Source organism: Priestia sp. J2, assembly GCF_020790095.1.
Lineage (GTDB): Bacteria > Bacillota > Bacilli > Bacillales > Bacillaceae_H > Priestia > Priestia zanthoxyli.
In genome coordinates this window covers 2,029,086-2,047,862 of record NZ_CP086208.1, presented here as the reverse complement: position 1 = coordinate 2,047,862, position 18,777 = coordinate 2,029,086, and the positions used below count along the sequence as shown (strand labels likewise).

20 protein-coding genes are annotated in these 18,777 nt (G+C 37.8%); 1 reads left to right on the top strand and 19 read right to left on the bottom strand.

The genetic code is table 11. The annotated features are described in order from the left end of the window. Positions 1-104 precede the first annotated feature (104 nt). The 5 genes from LJY09_RS10290 to LJY09_RS10270 form a co-directional block, all read right to left on the bottom strand. Positions 105-1,976 (bottom strand): PTS fructose transporter subunit IIABC, encoded by a 1,872-nt coding sequence (locus LJY09_RS10290; RefSeq protein WP_108674645.1) that lies wholly within the window; start codon positions 1,974-1,976, stop codon positions 105-107. Positions 1,977-1,988: 12 nt separating this feature from the next. Continuing rightward, a complete protein-coding gene (gene pfkB / locus LJY09_RS10285) occupies positions 1,989-2,903 on the bottom strand; it encodes a 1-phosphofructokinase (protein WP_108674644.1) in 915 nt (304 codons plus the stop codon). Further along, entirely contained in the window at positions 2,900-3,652 is a 753-nt protein-coding gene (locus LJY09_RS10280; protein ID WP_028413532.1) for a DeoR/GlpR family DNA-binding transcription regulator, read from the bottom strand. The genes pfkB and LJY09_RS10280 overlap by 4 nt, the downstream gene beginning before the upstream one ends. Positions 3,653-4,034: 382 nt before the next feature. Further along, positions 4,035-4,175 (bottom strand): hypothetical protein, encoded by a 141-nt coding sequence (locus LJY09_RS10275; protein WP_013056833.1) that lies wholly within the window; start codon positions 4,173-4,175, stop codon positions 4,035-4,037. Positions 4,176-4,296: 121 nt separating this feature from the next. Continuing rightward, positions 4,297-4,650, bottom strand: a complete 354-nt coding sequence (locus tag LJY09_RS10270; protein WP_028413533.1) for a YolD-like family protein — start codon at positions 4,648-4,650, stop codon at positions 4,297-4,299. A gap of 248 nt (positions 4,651-4,898) precedes the next feature. On the opposite strand from LJY09_RS10270, the gene LJY09_RS10265 reads away from it, so the two are divergent. Continuing rightward, the gene (locus tag LJY09_RS10265; protein WP_028413534.1) at positions 4,899-5,738 is read left to right on the top strand and encodes a YitT family protein; all 840 of its coding nucleotides are present in this window, start codon (positions 4,899-4,901) and stop codon (positions 5,736-5,738) included. Between the two features lie 31 nt (positions 5,739-5,769). Here LJY09_RS10265 and LJY09_RS10260 read toward each other — a convergent pair whose 3' ends face one another. The 14 genes from LJY09_RS10260 to LJY09_RS10195 all read right to left on the bottom strand — a co-directional run bounded on the left by LJY09_RS10260 (position 5,770) and on the right by LJY09_RS10195 (position 18,737). Beyond that, a complete protein-coding gene (locus LJY09_RS10260) occupies positions 5,770-6,504 on the bottom strand; it encodes an ABC transporter permease (RefSeq protein WP_028413535.1) in 735 nt (244 codons plus the stop codon). Further along, on the bottom strand, positions 6,505-7,212 hold the full coding sequence (locus LJY09_RS10255) for an ABC transporter permease (protein ID WP_028413536.1): 708 nt from the start codon (positions 7,210-7,212) through the stop codon (positions 6,505-6,507). It lies immediately after the preceding gene. Next, positions 7,187-8,122 (bottom strand): ABC transporter ATP-binding protein, encoded by a 936-nt coding sequence (locus LJY09_RS10250; RefSeq protein WP_028413537.1) that lies wholly within the window; start codon positions 8,120-8,122, stop codon positions 7,187-7,189. The genes LJY09_RS10255 and LJY09_RS10250 overlap by 26 nt, the downstream gene beginning before the upstream one ends. An 85-nt stretch (positions 8,123-8,207) precedes the next feature. Further along, positions 8,208-9,572 (bottom strand): HAMP domain-containing sensor histidine kinase, encoded by a 1,365-nt coding sequence (locus LJY09_RS10245; RefSeq protein WP_028413538.1) that lies wholly within the window; start codon positions 9,570-9,572, stop codon positions 8,208-8,210. Continuing rightward, positions 9,569-10,237, bottom strand: a complete 669-nt coding sequence (locus LJY09_RS10240) for a response regulator transcription factor (RefSeq protein ID WP_028413539.1) — start codon at positions 10,235-10,237, stop codon at positions 9,569-9,571. The genes LJY09_RS10245 and LJY09_RS10240 overlap by 4 nt, the downstream gene beginning before the upstream one ends. A gap of 83 nt (positions 10,238-10,320) precedes the next feature. Continuing rightward, a complete protein-coding gene (locus LJY09_RS10235; protein WP_034327787.1) occupies positions 10,321-11,316 on the bottom strand; it encodes a ketoacyl-ACP synthase III in 996 nt (331 codons plus the stop codon). Positions 11,317-11,424: 108 nt separating this feature from the next. Further along, entirely contained in the window at positions 11,425-12,498 is a 1,074-nt protein-coding gene (locus tag LJY09_RS10230; RefSeq protein ID WP_028413541.1) for a sulfate/molybdate ABC transporter ATP-binding protein, read from the bottom strand. Between the two features lie 19 nt (positions 12,499-12,517). After that, positions 12,518-13,384 (bottom strand): sulfate ABC transporter permease subunit CysW, encoded by an 867-nt coding sequence (gene cysW, locus LJY09_RS10225; protein ID WP_108674642.1) that lies wholly within the window; start codon positions 13,382-13,384, stop codon positions 12,518-12,520. A gap of 12 nt (positions 13,385-13,396) precedes the next feature. After that, entirely contained in the window at positions 13,397-14,233 is an 837-nt protein-coding gene (gene cysT, locus LJY09_RS10220; RefSeq protein WP_098112548.1) for a sulfate ABC transporter permease subunit CysT, read from the bottom strand. Between the two features lie 94 nt (positions 14,234-14,327). Continuing rightward, the gene (locus tag LJY09_RS10215) at positions 14,328-15,392 is read right to left on the bottom strand and encodes a sulfate ABC transporter substrate-binding protein (RefSeq protein ID WP_098112547.1); all 1,065 of its coding nucleotides are present in this window, start codon (positions 15,390-15,392) and stop codon (positions 14,328-14,330) included. Between the two features lie 252 nt (positions 15,393-15,644). Next, the gene (locus LJY09_RS10210) at positions 15,645-15,797 is read right to left on the bottom strand and encodes a Fur-regulated basic protein FbpA (protein WP_013056825.1); all 153 of its coding nucleotides are present in this window, start codon (positions 15,795-15,797) and stop codon (positions 15,645-15,647) included. A 347-nt stretch (positions 15,798-16,144) separates the two neighbouring features. Beyond that, positions 16,145-16,309 (bottom strand): YezD family protein, encoded by a 165-nt coding sequence (locus tag LJY09_RS10205; protein ID WP_013056824.1) that lies wholly within the window; start codon positions 16,307-16,309, stop codon positions 16,145-16,147. A gap of 372 nt (positions 16,310-16,681) precedes the next feature. Further along, on the bottom strand, positions 16,682-18,061 hold the full coding sequence (locus LJY09_RS10200; RefSeq protein ID WP_028413545.1) for a sensor histidine kinase: 1,380 nt from the start codon (positions 18,059-18,061) through the stop codon (positions 16,682-16,684). A 1-nt stretch (position 18,062) separates the two neighbouring features. Further along, positions 18,063-18,737: a response regulator transcription factor gene (locus LJY09_RS10195; RefSeq protein WP_013056822.1), complete on the bottom strand. Its 675-nt coding sequence runs from the start codon at positions 18,735-18,737 to the stop codon at positions 18,063-18,065. Between the last annotated feature and the right edge of the window lie 40 nt (positions 18,738-18,777).

Genomic DNA, 18,777 nt, shown 5'->3' with positions numbered 1-18,777 from the left:
AATTAAAGGAATACTACCGTAATTGTACTCTCATAAAGAACAAATGTCTACCACAAAAACACAAAAAGACTGATTTTACATCATGTAAAATCAGTCTTTTTGTGTTATTCTGCTTTTGGTTTTTTTAATATACCTACAAGGACCGCTGTCACAATGGCACCAATTAAAATTGCTAGTGCATATAAAAGAGGATTTCCTTGTACAATTCCGATAACGAATACACCGCCGTGTGGTGCTGGTAAACCGATGTGGAACATCATTGTTAAAGCACCTGCTACTGCAGCACCGATAACCGATGCGGGAATAACACGGCCTGGGTCAGCTGCTGCGAATGGAATCGCACCTTCTGTGATAAATGAAAGACCCATTACATAACACGTTTTACCTGTTTCACGCTCTTGGCGAGTAAATTTGTTTTTGAACAAAGTTGTCGCAATAGCCATACCTAGTGGCGGAACCATACCGCCTGCCATAATCGCTGCGTGTGGAGCATAGTTTCCAGCATCAATCATTGCGATACCAAATGTAAAGGCTGCCTTATTAATAGGACCACCCATATCAATAGCCATCATACCGCCTAAGATAATACCTAATAATACTAAGTTACCCGTGCCAAATCCACTTAACCAGTGCGTTAACCCTTTGTTAATTGCACTAACTGGCTCATTTACAACATAAAGCATAATCAATCCTGAGATAAAAATCCCAAATAGCGGATAAAGAAGAACTGGCTTAATTCCATCAAGAGCTTGCGGCAGGACGCTGAACAATTTCTTTAATCCCACTACTACATAACCCGCTAAGAAACCAGCGATTAAACCACCTAAGAAACCGCCTCCGCCAGAAGCTGCTAAAAGACCTGCAACCATACCAGGAGCTAAACCAGGACGATCAGCAATACTCATTGCAATGAACCCTGCTAGTACCGGTACTAGTAAAAAGAATGCATTATCTCCGCCAATTGTTTTTAGCGCCGCTGCAAACGCATTGTACGTTGGATCTTTCGGTTCTGCTGAGTGAATACCAAACATAAATGAAATGGCGATTAAGATCCCGCCCCCTACAACAAACGGAAGCATTGCTGATACACCGCTCATTAGGTGTTTGTAAAACCCTGTACGCTCTGATCCTTTACTTTCTCCGCCTTCTTTGCTGCCACCGCCGCCGCTGTATACAGGAGCGTCTCCTTTTAACGCGCGGTTAATTAATTCTTCGGGCTTACGAATTCCTTCAGCTACTGGAACTTGAATAACTTTTTTACCTGCAAAACGTTCCATTTCTACTTGCTTGTCCGCTGCAACAATAATAGCGGTAGCGTTTTCAATTTCTTCCTTCGTCAACGCGTTTTTAACACCGCTGGAACCATTTGTTTCAACTTTGAGCGTCACGTTCATGTCTTTCGCTTTTGCTTTTAGGCTATCCGCTGCCATATACGTGTGGGCAATTCCCGTTGGACAAGCCGTTACAGCAAGCACTAATTGATCTGAAGCTGTATCCACTTCTTCTTCCGGCGCTTCATTTTCAGTTTCTTTATCATCAATTGCTTTAATGACTTCATCAATTGATGATGCTGTTAGCAACGTTTTTCGGAACGATTCGTCCATTAATAACGTAGACAAACGAGATAATGTTTCTAAGTGAGCATTATTCGCGCCTTCACTCGCTGCAATCATGAAGAATAAATGTGCAGGCTGTCCGTCTAATGATTCATAATCAATACCTTCTGTTGAGCGTCCAAATGCAATAGCCGGTGTTTTTACCGAGCTTGTTTTTGCATGCGGAATGGCAATGCCTTCCCCAATTCCCGTTGTACTTTGAGATTCACGATTTAAAATTGCTTCTTTATAGCCAGCTCGGTCGCTTAAGCGACCAGCTTCGTCTAATTTTCCAACTAACTCATCAATAACATCAGCTTTTGACGTGCTTTTTAAATCAAGAATGATTGTATCTTTTTTTAATAGTTCTGTAATTCTCATTCTCGGTTCCCCCTACTCTACCTTTGTGATTGACACTTGTTCACGAAGCGTCTTTACATCTTCTGCTGTACATAATTCAAGTGAGAATGCTGTGGCACTTCCTGAAGCAACTCCTGTTTGAAAGGCTTCTAATAAATCCCCTTGCTTTACATAAGAAGCAATAAATCCAGCTACAAGTGAATCGCCAGCTCCAACAGAATTTTTCACTGTTCCTTTAGGGACTGTGGCACTGTAGACACCGCTTTCGTTAATAAGAAGTGCTCCATCGCCTGCCATGGATACAACGACGTTTTGCGCTCCTTGTTCCACAAGCTTTTTACCGTATACTAGCGCATCTTCTGCACTGTTTACTTCTACATCAAACAATTCTGCAAGTTCATGATGATTTGGTTTGATAAAAAACGGCTTGTGAGACACGACGTCTAGCAAGGTTTTTCCACTTGCATCTACTACTACTTTTACTCCGTTCGCTGCTGCTAGTTCCGTTAACGTTTCATACACAGAACTTGGAAGCGTTTTCGGTATACTTCCTGCTAATACGAAGATATCGCCTTCAGTCATTTGCTTTACTTGACTCAATAAAGACTGAAGCGCTTCGTCTGTAATAGCAGGCCCTTGACCGTTAATTTCTGTTTCTTTTTCCGTTTTTAACTTTACGTTAATGCGGGTATCTCCATCAACTCTTGTAAAAGCTGTTTCAATATTCTCCGCTTTTAAGTAGTCTTCGATATAGGTTCCTGTAAAGCCGGCTACAAAACCGAGAGCTTTATTATCAACATCTAATCGCTTTAAAACGCGAGAGACGTTAATGCCTTTCCCTCCTGGAAACTTGGCTTCATTCGTTGTGCGGTTAAGTCCGCCTTCTTCGAATGCTGAAACATGTACTACGTAATCAACGGATGGGTTCAACGTACATGTATAAATCATGATTTCACAACCTTTATGTCTGTTTTGTTTGCATACTGTATAAGTACATCACTAGGTACGTCATTTGTTATAATTTTTGCTTCATGTAAATCGGCTATTTTCGCAAAACTTGTTTCAAAAAACTTAGTAGAATCTGATAAAATATAAGATTCTCTAGAAAGCTTCATTGCCGTTTGCTTGATCAATGCTTCTTCTGGATCAGGAGTTGTATATCCATATTGATGATGAATCCCATTCGCTCCCATAAAGCACTTATCAAAACGATACTGCTCAAGACTTAAAAGAGCTCCATTGCCAATTAAAGCGCCCGTTTTATGTTTAACAGATCCTCCAATTAAATAGAGGGTGATACCTTGTTCTAGCATCGGGTTTAAATGCATTAAACCATTTGTCACGACAACTACATCTTTTTGCTTCAAAAAAGGAATCATTTCATACGTTGTAGTTCCTGCATCTAAAAAAATACAGTCACCTTCATTTATAATGGAAGCCGCATACTCTGCAATGTTTCGTTTATCTTGAATATTTTTAGCAGATTTTTCGATAACGCTCAGTTCGATTCGTTTACTGCGAATAAGCGAAGCGCCACCGTGAACACGTTTGAGCATTTGCTCTTCTTCTAGTTGACTTAAGTCTCTTCTAATTGTGGATTCCGAAGCGCCTGTAACTTCGATAAACTCTTGCACTTTTACAAGTTCTTTCTCTTTTAAAAGTTTTAAGATTAGTTGATGTCTCTCCGGCGTTAACATGTTCTAGCTCCTTTTTCAAAAAAGCGTTTTCATTTATTTCATGTACTTACTTTATCACGATTTACATTCAAAATCAATCATAAAAAATCAAAAACATTCATTTTTTTAATTACAAAATAAAGTTTTTTGAACGAACAATTAGATTTGCATTTGTTTTGATAATAGTTTATACAAAAGGAAATAAGCTGGTAATTCAAGAATTTGTCTACTTTTCTCATTATATGTAAAGGTTTTCTTGCAACTAATTAGCTATGACTGTTTTTGACTATTTCTTGACCGATTTAATTTCTCTTGACTGAATTATGTTTAGCTTGTCCTGTTTTAATGAGAGCCTATACATCAAAAAAGTTGTCCACCTTTTTGGACAACTCAAAGTGACCCATCATTTAAATAAAAACAGAAGCATATATAATATAGAAGCAAGGGCAGAAGAAATAGCCAAACTTGAGATAAAACGAACGAGTCTTTTCTTAATGAACTGCGTTAATTCAATTTCTCTTACTTGAGTTTTTTCATTTTGCATACAATATCCCTTCTTTAATCAAAATTTCCTAGTAGCTAAAAGTGACTACTCGCAGAATATGCTTTTATGTATTGTATGCAAGCGTTAAAAAAAAGATACAAATTCAACAAAAAAGCTACTCTTAGCTAGAGTAGCTTTCATCTTTCCATACATCTGCTTCAATTACTGCATCCGCTCGAATCGAATATGTATAACAAGGCCCTGTCACCATCAGCGTATTCGACTGCAGAGAAACTTTATCGATTGTCACTCGTTCATATCTTTGAATATGTCCTGCTTCATAGACGTGAAGGGTTACTGGATGATGCTCCGAGTAACTGTTCATAATGACCTTTTCAATATGCTCAATCTTTTCTTTTTTCAACCCTAAAGACTGCTTATGCGCCTCGGGACTGTACATTTTCTTCATTTTCTCTAAATGCTCAGGCATTACTAACTTCGCATACTGTTTTAATTCATCTTGATACACGTTCATTCTCCCCCTTGACTCTTGCTTCTATTTTACCGAACGAACATTCTCATTGCAAAACTTTTTAATCAAAATAAAAGCAAACAATTTATTTTTTCATACTCCATAAAAACTGTCAAAAGATTTTATGTTGATAGCAGAAATTGATTTTTTAAAAAATAATAATATCCCATCTTTAATTCAGCCTCTAGAGTTGGTATAATACATTGTCATGACTGTGTTTTCGGAGTTTTTGATGATTGGAGGTAACGTTCATGATCAATAAAATAAAAGAAATTATCCTCATTATTCTAGGAAGCCTCATTTTCGCACTGGCCATTAATTATTTTGCTATTCCAAATGAATTAGCAGAAGGCGGCGTAACCGGTGTAACAATGATTACCTATTATGTACTAGGCTGGTCTCCTGGTATCACAAACTTTATATTAAACGGTTTGCTGGTACTGATCGGATACAAATTGCTTCACAAACGTGTGATTGCTTACACAATTATATGTATTATTTTCACATCTCTATTCCTACATATAACTGAAGGACTGGGAAATCCTCTTGACGATACGCTACTTGGGGCTATTTTTGCTGGTATTTTAGCCGGTGTAGGACTCGGGCTTGTGTTTAGAGGTGGCGGAACTTCCGGAGGCTCGGCAGTTATCGCCCGCTTAGCTAATCAATATCTAGACTGGAATATTAGCAAAACGATGCTAGCAATTGATTTATTAGTTGTAGCAAGCGCCTATTTTGTCATCGGTGGAGAAAAGACGATGTACACGGTTATTTCTCTTTATATCGGAACAAAGGTGCTTGATTATATTATTGAAGGACTTAACCCCCGCAAAGCAATCACTATTATTTCACACCGTTCAGCTGAAGTAGCCGAACAAGTTAACAAAAAGATGCAGCGAGGCGTCACTGTCTTTTCTGCTCATGGAAGCTATACAAAAGAAGCAAAAGACGTATTGTACGTAGTTGTGAACAAACAAGAACTATTAGAGTTAAAGCGCATTATTCATAAAGTCGATGAACAGGCTTTTGTGGTTGTCCACGATGTGCGAGACGTCTTTGGAGTAGGTTTTACTATTCCAAAAGCCAGCTAAAAACCCGCTGTAAAAAAGCGGGTTTTTTCTATTATATATGTTTGCGCTGAAAATACAGTAAACCTGCTACTCCAAAAAGCAGAAAGCTGCTTATAACAACCACTAAGAAATTCTGTGTAGTCAGCATCAACCCCCATGATGCTTTTCCGGTTACACCTAACATTCCATACATTGGCTGAGTCCATGGGTACCAGGGGCCAAATCGTTCAGAATTAGCAACGAATAAATTCGGTAGTGTTAAAATGACGTTGACTGTCAAAGATGCTCCAAAGCTAGAACATGCCATTGACACAGCTAGCATAAACGCAAGAATGGGCAACACCGCAACCCATCCGCCTAGCATATTTCCAGCTATCATCTTTAATGGCACAGCGCTCGGATAGTCTTTTAACATGCTAACTCCTAATAAAACAACAAATACAAGCACTTGAAGAATTCCCATGAAAGCTGCTGCTGTAATCAATTTTGCTCCGTATACCGATGTCCTTGTCACAGGAAGAGATAATAATTGCTTCCATCCTCCCGCTTCGTGTTCATACCGACAGATGAAGGATGTTACTAACCCGCCAATTAACGGATAAAACACCAATCCGTGAACATTGGCAATCAAGGCATCTGCCATTGCCCATTTCGTTCTCCCGCTTGGCATTGCCTGATCACCTACAAAAAGGATAATAGCGATTAGAATAGGACTCACAAAAAGGTACGTCCAGGCTTTTGTTTTAAACAATTTAAACGATTCTATCCTACATAATTGCAAAAACATTTAGGCCACATCCTTTTTGATAAAGTGCAAGGCGCCTGCAGCATATAGGAAAATACCGATAATTACACCTGCTATTATGTACATATTCCGATAGTCAGAAAACGCTAGCATTGGCCATTGCCAGAAAAACCAGCTCGGCAATTCTCTCATACCACTCATCGTCACACTCATCACAATACCTAGTGCAAGAGAGCGGCCTTGATTTTTAAAAAGCATAGATAACCATATTTGAATAGCTACAAATGGAATGGCAGAAAAAAACGGATAAAAGGTATACACGAAAAGATTTTTCCAAGAAGACGGAAAACCAAATCCTAACCACCAGCCTAACCCAATTATACCGATTAATAGAACAGCAGAAGCGATAAGTAGCATAAACATAACTACTAAAAATTTTGCTGTATAAACACTCAGTCTGCTCACAGGTAAGCTCAGCAGCTGCTTCCATGAGCTTCTATGATATTCAATATGCGCTACATTTGAAGCAAGAATCGTTCCTCCCAGTAAAAAAGCTATTGGAAGCGTGATGTTTAGTTCATGCAAAAGACCTTCCCACACATTCGGATTTTGCTGAATTAAATATTCATATCGAACGCTATAATCAACTAGAGTTAAGCCAATTACACCCGCTGGACCTAAAAATAGTAAAAACCAGAGCCATTTTCTTTTTAACTTTATACACTCAGCCTGCAGTATTTTTGTGAACATATCTATTCTCCTCGCTTGTCAGCTTTAAAAAGATATCTTCTAATGATTTCGATTTTTCTTCAACTCGGTAGATTGAGACATTTTCTTGCACAAGCTGATAAACAAGATGTGCCACTTGCTCATGATCAATATAATCTAAAAGAAGACTATGTTTATCGATAGTAGGTACAAACCCGTTTGCTAATAGTATTGTTTTAGCCTTTTCTATCTCTCCTGTTGTAAATGCCACTTGATGCTTAGCTTTTTTGCGAAGCGATTCAATCGAGCCATTAAATAGCATCTTTCCTTTTGTAATAATACCTACTTGAGTCGCTAAATGGTCGATTTCATAGAGTAAATGACTTGAAATCAATACGGTAACTCCGTTTTCCCCTGGCATTTCTTTAATTAATGAACGAATTTCTTGAATTCCTGCAGGATCCAGTCCGTTGGTTGGTTCGTCTAAGATTAATAAACGAGGATTTCCGAGGAGTGCAGAAGCAATACCAAGCCGCTGTTTCATTCCAAGAGAAAAGCCTTTGACTGGGCGATTTGCTTCTTTTGTTAATTTTACAATATTTAGTACTTCATCCACTCTGTTTTTAGATACACCTAGTATTTTACGAAGTACCTCTAAATTTTCTCTTGCAGTTAAATGCGCATAATAGGAAGGGCTCTCTACAAGTGAACCTATCTTTTTTAAGGCGTGAATATGCTGCCTGTGATTTTTTATTCTTTCTCCAAACAGCTCAATTTCCCCGCTCGTTGGCTTCATTAGCCCGAGCAACATTCGGATTGTTGTCGTCTTCCCTGCTCCATTAGGCCCTAGAAACCCGTAGATTTCTCCTTCTTTAATGGATAAATTCACTTCATTTACAGCTTCTGCTCCTTTAAATACTTTTATCAGCTGAGTCGTTTTAACAATTTCCACTTTTATCACCTCTCCTTTACTATAAACAGCCAAAGTTAAGAGGACGGAAAAGAAAGGTTAAAATTCGTTTAAAAAAGCGAGTGAATTAATCACTCGCTTTGTACACAATTTGAATATCCGTTCCATGTTTTGTAGAATGAATTGACCACGTTAACTCCATTTCTTTAATCATCGCATCCACAATCGCTAGACCTACACCGTTTTGCTTCGTATGGCTATTCTTTTTAAAGCCTGACCCTTTATCAGAAATGGTGAGAGAAGATAAATCATGCTCTTGAACAAGACGAAAGCTAATAAAGTTACCTTCTTTGGCATGACGGATGACATTTTGACATAAATTATCTATTATTCTTTCTAACCACTGAACATCTCCGCGCCAATATATGGACTGAGAAGGCAGTTGAATATCCACTTCCATATTCTCTTCTTCAAATAATGGATACCATTGCGCAATGCTTTTTCTAAGAAATCGAGCCATATCAACTTCCTCTTCCCGATATGGATATTTTCCATTTAACAGCAGCGTATAGGAAAATAAATTATCTATTAAATCACTAACAAATTCTACTTTTGTATCAATTACCTCAAGAGATTGTTGAATGTTCAAGGCCATTTCTTCGTTTTTTAGCTGATAAATATGCGTTCGAACAGTCGTGAGCGGTGTTCGTAAGTCATGCGATAGACTCATAATTAAGTCTTGCCGCAGCTGTTCTTCTTGCTTCTCTCGATACCGGCTTTCATGAAGCTGTTTAACCATTTGATTAAAGGATTGTTCTAGCTGACCAATTTCATCCGTGGACTCAGATACAACAGGTAAAGGAATTCCTCGCTCGCCTTTGTTGTTCATAGCAGCTTGTAACACTCGCAGCCTTTTTCGAATTCGAAGAAAAAAGAACAGAGAAAGTACAATAAAAGAAAGCACGATAATAAAAACAAATCCTAAATAAATATTATAGTAGGCTGGGTCTAGCCTTTGAATAGGAGGCTCAACGGCTTTTTCTGGCACTTCAATGACCATAAAACCTTGCTTTTTATCTGTTCCAATAAAGGTAATAACCGTATACGGATTGTTTCCGTATCGTTTTTTTATAAATTCAGCCGTATAAGACGATGACCATTGCTTCGGAAGGGCTGCATGATAAGGAAGCGGAAGCTGTGTTTGTCCATCTTCGTTTACCCAGAACATTGAAGCTTCAGGGTATTTTTCTTTTAATAATTTTAGCTTTTGATTAATTGTTTTCTCATTTGCTCCTTCTAGCTTTCGGGCTTCTTCATTCCACATTTGTTCGTAGTAGCTTTTTCCTTTATACTCTTCATTTAATAATCCTTGAATATGCATAAAAGGGACGGTGATCAGCCATGAGCCTGCAAAGAATGATACCGGTATAATTAGTACAGCTGAAAGCATAATTAAGATATACTTCGTGATAAGAGACTGTGTAACGTTCATTGCTTCACCCTGTACCCAATCCCTCGTATTGTTTCAATAATTTCAGGCTTAGCTGCATTTTTCTCCAATTTTTCTCGTAAATAGCGAATATGTACCATTAATGTTTTATCTCCTTCTATATAACGCTCTTTCCATACTCCTTCATAAATTTGTTCTTTTGTTAAAATTTGATTTAAATGCTGAAGGAAATAAGTAAAAATATGAAATTGCTTACCTGTTAAACTAATTTCTTCACTTGTCTCTCTGTTCATCACGCGATAGTCTATCATCGAAATATGCAAATGTTTTACAATAAGCTCTTCTTTCTTTCTTGAAAATCTTCTTAACAATACTTCGAGCCTTGCAAGCAGCTCTTCTGGATGAAACGGCTTTGTGACATAGTCATCGGCAAACTCTAGCCCCATGATCTTATCTTCTAGGGCTGTACGAGCTGAAAGCATTAAAATCGGGACATCAGGTGCTAGTTTTTTAAGCTTTTTTCCCACTGTAAATCCATCTAACCCAGGCAGCATTACATCTAGAATGACAATATCCGTTTGTTTAATAAACTGACTGGCGATATCTCCTGATTGTAACCAAGTAACTTCATAGTTTTGCTTTTTAAGCTCATTTTGAATCATTAATCCAATTTCTTCATTGTCTTCAATGTATAAAACGTGATTCATGCGCACACCCCCTTTACTTCTTTTTCCATTTTACCGAATTCTTGTTAACGATAAAAGCCTAAAAAACTAAAAGGCGATGCCTTTTAGCTTTTTTCTTTACACATCCATTTAATTAACAAACCGCAATGCGTTAATCCTCCTCCAAACCCATAGAGAATAAGAAGGTCATTATCCCGTACTTTTCCTGTCATTATTCCTTCGTTCAAGGCAAGTGGAATAGAAGCTGAAGATGTATTTCCGCAGTATTGTACACTCGTTAACGTTTTATCCATTGAAACACCTGTTTTAGCACAAATAGCTTCAATCATCCGAAGGTTTGCACTGTGCGGAATAAACCAATTTACATCAGAAAGAGAAATGGAAGTACCCTTTAACAATGCTTCTACTCCTTTTGGAATCGTTCGGACAGCAAAGCGGTATACTTCACGCCCATTTTGAACTAAATTTCCGCTCGCGTTAATTTCTTTTCCTGAAAGAGTATCAGATAAATTAGAACGATATAAATTCACCCCTCCGCTTCCGTCCGTTCCGTAGTGACATCCTAAGAAACTTGGATTATGCTCATCGTATTCTACAAGCATAGCTCCCGCTCCGTCACCGAACAGCACGCAGGTGGCCCGGTCCGTATAATCTGTAATTTTCGACATGACTTCAGCACCAATAACTAAAATCTTTTTATGCAATCCGGACGTCACTAAGCCGTTCGCCACGTGAAGTCCATATGTAAAACCGGCGCATGCGGCACTTAAATCAAATGCAGCAGCTTGATCAATATGAAAGTAATCTTGAACCTGACATGCTACGCTAGGAAAAAAGTGATCCGGTGTTGTTGTCGAAACAATAATTGCATCTACATCTTCTATTTCTACAGCATATCGGTTGAGCAAATTTTCAACTGCTCGAATGGCAAGCGTAGACGTGTATTCGCCTTCACCAGCAATTCGCCGTTCTTTCATTCCCGTGCGCTGTACAATCCATTCGTCACTTGTATCAACCATTTCTTTTAAATGGTCGTTCGTTAATTTTTGCTTTGGTGTATATATCCCCATTCCTGTGATTCTAGCTTTTGATTGCATCATTTCTCCACCTCAAATCAGTTTATACTTAATTATAACACCTACTTTTAATATCTGGTACTAATTTATTAATAGATAAAAAGCGCAAAGGTATACCCTTCACGCTTTTTATCAAATAGAATAATCTTCTGGAATAAATACTTTTAGCTGCTTAGGCTTTACATACACCTGCTCTCCTACTTGAAGGCTGAGTGTTTTATAATGCTCTTTGCTTAATTCAGCTTCTAAAAATTCTTCTGCATCTTCTCTTTTTAATTCAATTTGCACGATAGGTCCTATCACATGAATATGGCTAACGGTTGCAGAAACGGCATCTGCGCTTGTTTTTACTTTTTCAAGGTGAATATCATGAGGTCGCACATATCCAACAGCTGCTTCTTCATTTCTTCCGCTAAATTCTGGAACATCCATTTCAAAGCTTCCTTGTTTTAGCCTGCCTTTATGAATGCGACCCTTAAATAAATTGACGTTTCCTAAAAAATCGTACACAAATGGACTGTTAGGATGATCATATACTTCCTCAGGACTTCCAATCTGCTCAATTTTCCCGTTGTTCATTACAACAATACGATCAGCTACATCTAAAGCTTCTTCTTGATCATGCGTAACGAATATACTCGTAATATGAAAGTCATTATGCAATTTACGCAGCCATCTGCGTAAATCTTTACGAACTTTCGCATCCAAAGCGCCAAAAGGTTCATCTAATAGCAGTACTTTCGGTTCCACTGCTAACGCTCGAGCAAGCGCTACTCGCTGGCGCTGCCCTCCCGATAATTGAGAAGGATAGCGATTTGCAAGCGGCTCTAGTTTCACAAGCTGCAGCAGCTCGGTTACTTTCTTGTTAATGTCCATTTTAGAAGGTCTTGTTTTTTTAGGTCGTACTTTTAAACCATACGCAACGTTATCAAACACAGTCATATGCCTGAACAAAGCATAGTGTTGAAAAACAAACCCTACATTCCGCTCTTTTGGATTTACGTGCGTAATTTCCTTTCCATCAAATAAAATAGCTCCTTGGTCAAGATGTTCAAGACCGGCAATGATGCGAAGCAAAGATGTTTTTCCAGAACCGGACGGACCGAGTAAAGCTACTAATTCACCCGTTTGAATATCAATGTTAATAGAATCCAGCGCTTTAAAATCACCAAAGTTCTTTGATACGTGCTTAATATGGATACTCATCTCATAAGCTCCTTCCTTTTTAAATATGTTTGGCTTTCCACTCAATAATGTTTTTTATAATTAATGTAAATATAGCTAAAACTGACATTAAAGATGCTACCGCAAACGCTGCTGCAAATTGATATTCATTGTAGAGAATTTCAATATGAAGAGGCATCGTATTTGTCATTCCTCGAATGTGCCCCGACACAACGGAAACAGCTCCAAACTCTCCAATCGCCCTCGCATTACATAAAATGATTCCATATAATAAGCCCCATTTAATATTAGGTAATGTCACTAGAAAAAAAGTTTTGAAACCGCTGGCTCCTAACGTTAACGATGCCTCTTCTTCGGCTGACCCTTGAGCTTGCATGAGTGGAATCAATTCTTTGGCAACAAACGGAAGCGTTACAAAAAGGGTAGCTAATATAATACCGGGAATAGCAAAGACAATTTTGATGTCGTGATTAAACAGCCATTCTCCGAACAACCCTTGTGCACCAAATAATAAAATAAAAATCAATCCAGCAATAACAGGCGAAACGGCAAATGGTAAATCAATAAGCGTAATTAAAATATTCTTTCCTTTAAAATCAAACTTCGTAATTAACCATGCAGCTACCACGCCAAAAACGGCATTTAACGGAACGGTAATCAGCACGACGATTAACGTTAGTTTAATAGCAGCCAGGGCATCTGGATTTGTAATCGCAGCGAGATATGTTTCCCACCCTTTTTGAAAGGCTGTTATAAAAATCGTGATAAGCGGAAGCACTAAGAATAGAGCTAAAAAAGCCAGTGCAATAAATGTAAGCAGCCATCGGACGACTTTGGGCTCTTTTAAACTAGAATGAGTGATTTCAACAGTCGTTTTTGCGTGCTGCATTGGAACATGTCCTGCCAATGTCATCCCTCCTTAACTATGTATAAATTTACGATTTGTCCACCATTGAATAATATTAATAAGTAATAACAGAAAAAATGATACAACGAGCATGACTGATGCAATAGCAGTAGCTCCCGCATAATCGTACTGCTCAAGTTTTGTCATAATAATAAGCGGCGTAATTTCAGTTTTCATCGGCATATTTCCAGCAATAAAAACAACGGACCCGTATTCTCCAAGCGCTCTTGCGAACGAAAGAGAAAAACCTGTTAAAATAGCGGGCACCAGCTCTGGAAAAATAACTTTTCTGAACGTTTGCATTCGGCTGGCTCCTAAACTAGCAGATGCTTCTTCAATCTCTGCATTAAAGTTTTGCAATACTGGCTGCACCATTCGGACAACAAACGGCAGACCAATAAACGTAAGAGCGATAATAATTCCGATAGGCGTAAATGCGATTTTAAACGTAAATAATTGACCAATCCATCCTTTCGGAACGTAAAGAGTGGTCAAGGCAATGCCGGCAACAGCCGTTGGCAAGGCAAACGGCAAATCCACAAGTCCGTCAATAAACCTCTTTCCAGGAAAATGATACCTCACTAATACCCACGCAATAATGGTTCCAAAAATAACATTAATGATGCCGGCTGCAAATGCTGCTCCAAAACTTAATTTATACGACGCTACTACTCTAGGTTCTGTAACAGTTTTAATAAAGTCGCTCCATCCCATAGATGCCGTATTTAAAAAAATCATAGCTAACGGAAAAAGCACAAGGATACTTGCATAAAACATCGTAAAACCTAAAGAAAGCCCAAATCCAGGTAAGATGCTTTTCTTTTTTTTCTGTCGTTGTAACACGCTCACGTCTTACACCTCTCTCTGCTTTCAAGATACATGTACACAGAAGATACGAATCACCATTCGTATCTTCCTCGTTCTACTTTTTTAATGAATCATATTACTTTGGCTGATAAATCTGATCGAATGTTCCCCCATCATTAAAATGCGTTTCTTGAGCTTTTTTCCAGCCGCCAAAATCTTTAATAGTGACTAGGTTAAGCGAAGGGAATTGATCTTTGTGTTTCTCTAATACTTTTTTATTTCGAGGACGATAGTAGTTTTCCGCTGCGATTTCCTGACCTTTTTCTGTATATAGGTATTTTAAGTATGCTTTTGCTACCTTTGTCGTGCCTTTCTTTTTAGCTACTTTATCTACTACAGCAACAGGTGGCTCTGCTAAAATACTTAATGACGGTGTTACAATTTCAAATTTATCTTTTCCTAGCTCATTTAACGATAAGTAAGCTTCGTTTTCCCATGCAATTAACACGTCTCCAATGCCTCGCTCTACAAAGGTAGTGGTAGCTCCGCGTGCGCCTGAGTCTAACACTTCGACATTTCCATAAAGCTTACTCATGAAGTCTTCAATCTTTTTGTTATCGCCGTTATATTTATCCTTCGCATATGCCCATGCAGCTAAATAATTCCAGCGCGCGCCTCCAGAAGTTTTTGGATTTGGCGTAATAACAGATGTACCTTTTTTCGTTAAATCATCCCAATCTTTAATTCCTTTTGGATTTCCTTTACGAACTAAAAAAACAATCGTTGATGTGTATGGTGTAGAATTATGAGCCAATTCTTTCTCCCAGTCTTTGTTTAATAATTGACGAGTTTGAGCGATTTCATCAATATCGTAAGCAAGCGCCAGCGTTACTACATCCGCTTCTAAACCGTCAATAACTGCTCGGCCTTGCTTACCAGAGCCACCGTGTGATTGCTGAATAGTGACGTCTTGCCCTGTTTTATCTTTCCAATAAGACGCAAAGCTCTTATTGAACTCCTGATAAAGCTCACGTGTAGGATCATATGAAACGTTTAAAAGTTCTACTGGTTTTTTTGAATCGTTTTTACTCGCAGAACTATCTTTCCCTGCTGTTTCAGTAGATTTTCCATTGCCGCAACCTGCTAGCACCACGAGCAGTGCTGTCAGCACCATTAAAAACTGAACTGCTTTTTTCTTCATGTTTTACTCCCCTTTTTATAAAAAAATACAAAAAGGCCGCTATCTCTTAAAAAAGAGAAGCAGCCTTCAGTTAGTCTGATCAGCGTATATGCTCTTAAATTATTCTTATTAAATTTATTCGTAAGAATAAAAAGAAGATACTTTCTGAAAAGACAATTTATTCTTGTTTTTATAATAAACACACTTTACCCATTAGTCAACTAGGTTTTGAATCTTTTTTACACTTATTTTAGTTCTTTTTACGTATTTTCCTTACTTACTGCGTGCCTGATACTCTTTTTCTAAGTCAGAGAGTGTGAGTTCAAAAAGATGATGATTTTCTTTTTTATAAATCCCTTTTTTCAGTAACTCTTCAATGAGGTATTGTTTTCTTTGGCGCACCGCTGCTCGTAATAAATTTTCCATCTTTTCTCCTCCTATTATATTAATTTAAGAATAAAAAAAAGACTCCTAACACAGGTCAGAAGCCTTCGGTAATCCGATCAGCACAGGAATGAAACTGTCAGATCTTCATAATTTTAAAACGTATAAAGCTGCTGCTTTAGCAGCTTTACACTTTTCATCGTCATACTCATACAACCTATAACTCAATTTTAATTCGAAAAATTCTAAATCTTCAACCGAAAAGAAAGTCAATTCTTCTTCGAATGCGCACGTTTTCTATATTTAATACAGTACTTGCTTGCCCCGCCGTCAAGCGTTCGCTATCTAGACAGGCCCTTCAGTTTCTCTAAATACGTATTGAAATAGGCTTATTTGTGGCTTGCTACTTTGCTTTTAGCTAAAAAGCGGTTTTTTTCCGTGCTGTCCACTTGAGTAATTTGTCCGTCGTGAAGAGTAATTAGTACAGACCCATAGTTGATTTCAGTTAGTAATTTAACAATATAATCTAATTTTTCTTGTGTAATTGAAGCCATTTTATCATTCTCCTATCCATAGATAAATTTATATTTTAGTTGCAGTTGAATAAACAAAGCGAACAACATCTATAAGTACTTGTATAATGTGCAGAAGATAAATACATCGTAATCCTCCCCATATGTTCAGTTGAAGATTGAGATTTTAATGACCACAACCAATGTACAGAAAAGGCCCACACCAGTAGCGAACAAGTATGAGCCTTCGGTTGACCGATCAGCTTCTTTAGCATCCCAATTTTTTCAAAAGATTTATACTATCTATATTATTTACACTTTACCTATATGTCAAGTAGGGATTAAAAAAATAAATAGATATTATTAATTTTTTTTATATCTTTGACCTAATAAAAAAGACTCATCTGCATGAACTTACACAGACGAGTCTTTTTTATTCCTATTTTTTTGGATAGGCAAAGTTACCGTAAAGATGCTTCCTTGTTCTTTTTTGCTTTCAACACGTATTGCGCCCTCATGGAGTCGCACAATTTTTTTTGTAATAGCTAGACCGAGGCCGCTTCCTTTTAACGTTCTGGATTTATCTACTTTATAAAAGCTTTCAAAAATATATTTTTGATCTTCTTCGATAATACCAATTCCATTATCCTTTATTTTCACGTCTATTTCTTCGTTTTTTTGATGAATGGATATTTTCACAAATCCATTTTCAGGCGTATATTTAACAGCATTTGTTACTAAATTTAGCCAAACTTGCTCTAACAAATCTTTATCTGCTTCTATTTGAACATTGGATAAATCAAGGTCAATTTCTATATTCTTTTTTATCCACTGAGGTTCTAAAGCCATGACCACATGCCTGATTTGTTCATCTAACCGGTATTGCTGCAGCATTAGCGTTTGATGTTCAGAGTCAAGAGAAGCAAGCTTTAACAAATTGGAACTAAGCTGAGATAGTCTTGTACTTTCTTTTTCGATAATCGTTAAATATTGTATCTTTTTATCTTCACTGACGATATCATCTTTAAGTGCCGCTGAAAAACCGCGAATAGAGGTCAGCGGTGATTGAATTTCATGGGAAACGCTAGCAATAAACTCTTGCCTCATCGTTTCTATTTTGTTTAATTCTTTAGTCATTTGATTAAAGTTTTTAGTTAACAGACCAATTTCATCATTCGCTGCGTGCTCGACTTGCACATTGTATTCGCCTTGTCCGACAACTTTCATCGCTGTACTGAGACGCTTAATCGGTTTAATAATAATCGTTGAAACATATGCAAACAATACAATACCTACTAATAAAATCGTAATAAGCTGGATATTTTGAACATCTTGAATAACTGAAAATTGCCGCTGTGGATGAGACTGAATAAATAGAGCATACGACCGTCCATTTTCTTTAAAAGGGAGACCCACTACGTTTGGCTGTGGACGATCACCTTTTTCCTCGTTTAAATTAGAATAACGCTTCCCACCTAATACTTGATCTACTTCTTTCGGTGTAATTGGAATAGGCGGCCCCGGCTGTCCTAATACTTTCTCTTTATGCTGATCATCAATAATAATAAACGAAAAATGAATGAATGATGAATTAGATAAAAACCTTGCAGCTTTATCGGAGTCTTCTGCTCCGTACAAATCGATAAAATCTTCTCCCATCTTCACCATATCCTGACCTAATCGCATTTCGAGCTTCTGCTTGCTAAGAAATGTCGTGACAACAACGGTAATCACAACGCTCAATAAAATTGTAATGATGAACGATAGAACCAGCTTTACATAAATTGATTTCACGTTAACACCCTTCTGCTCTATAGCCTAGTCCGCGAATTGTTTTGATTTCCATACCGACGTTTTTCATATGATTAAGCCTCTCTCGCAGACGTTTTATGTGAACGTCTACCGTGCGCTCATCACCTTCATAATCATATCCCCAAATTAATTGAATAAGCTGATCACGAGTAAAAATCTTTCCTGGAGAACTAACTAATGTGAACAGTAATTCAAACTCTTTTAACGGCAGCTGTTCGCTTGTTTCTCCTGCACTCATCTCTAATTTGGTACGGTCCAATTTTATATTCCCCATATAAATTACATTGTTAGCTTCTACTCGGTACCTGCGTAAAAGGGCCTTTACACGAGCAACCATTTCCTGAGGATCAAAAGGCTTCACGACATAGTCGTCTGTTCCGATATCAAATCCTTTTAGTTTATCATGCGATTCGCCTCTAGCTGTTACCATCAAAACCGGTATATCAAAATACTCCTTAATTTCCTTTGTTAGTTCCCATCCGTCTTTAAATGGCATCATGATATCAACGACCGCTAGATCAATTCGAAACTCTTCCATTTTCGCCCACGCTTCTTCACCATCTGCTGCTTTTATAATTTTAAATCCTTGATTTTCTAAATATAATGATATCAGCTCTCGAATGTGTTGATCATCATCTGCAACTAATATTTGAATCATACATGTCTCTCCCTATTCCTAAGTTTGTCCAGCTTTTACG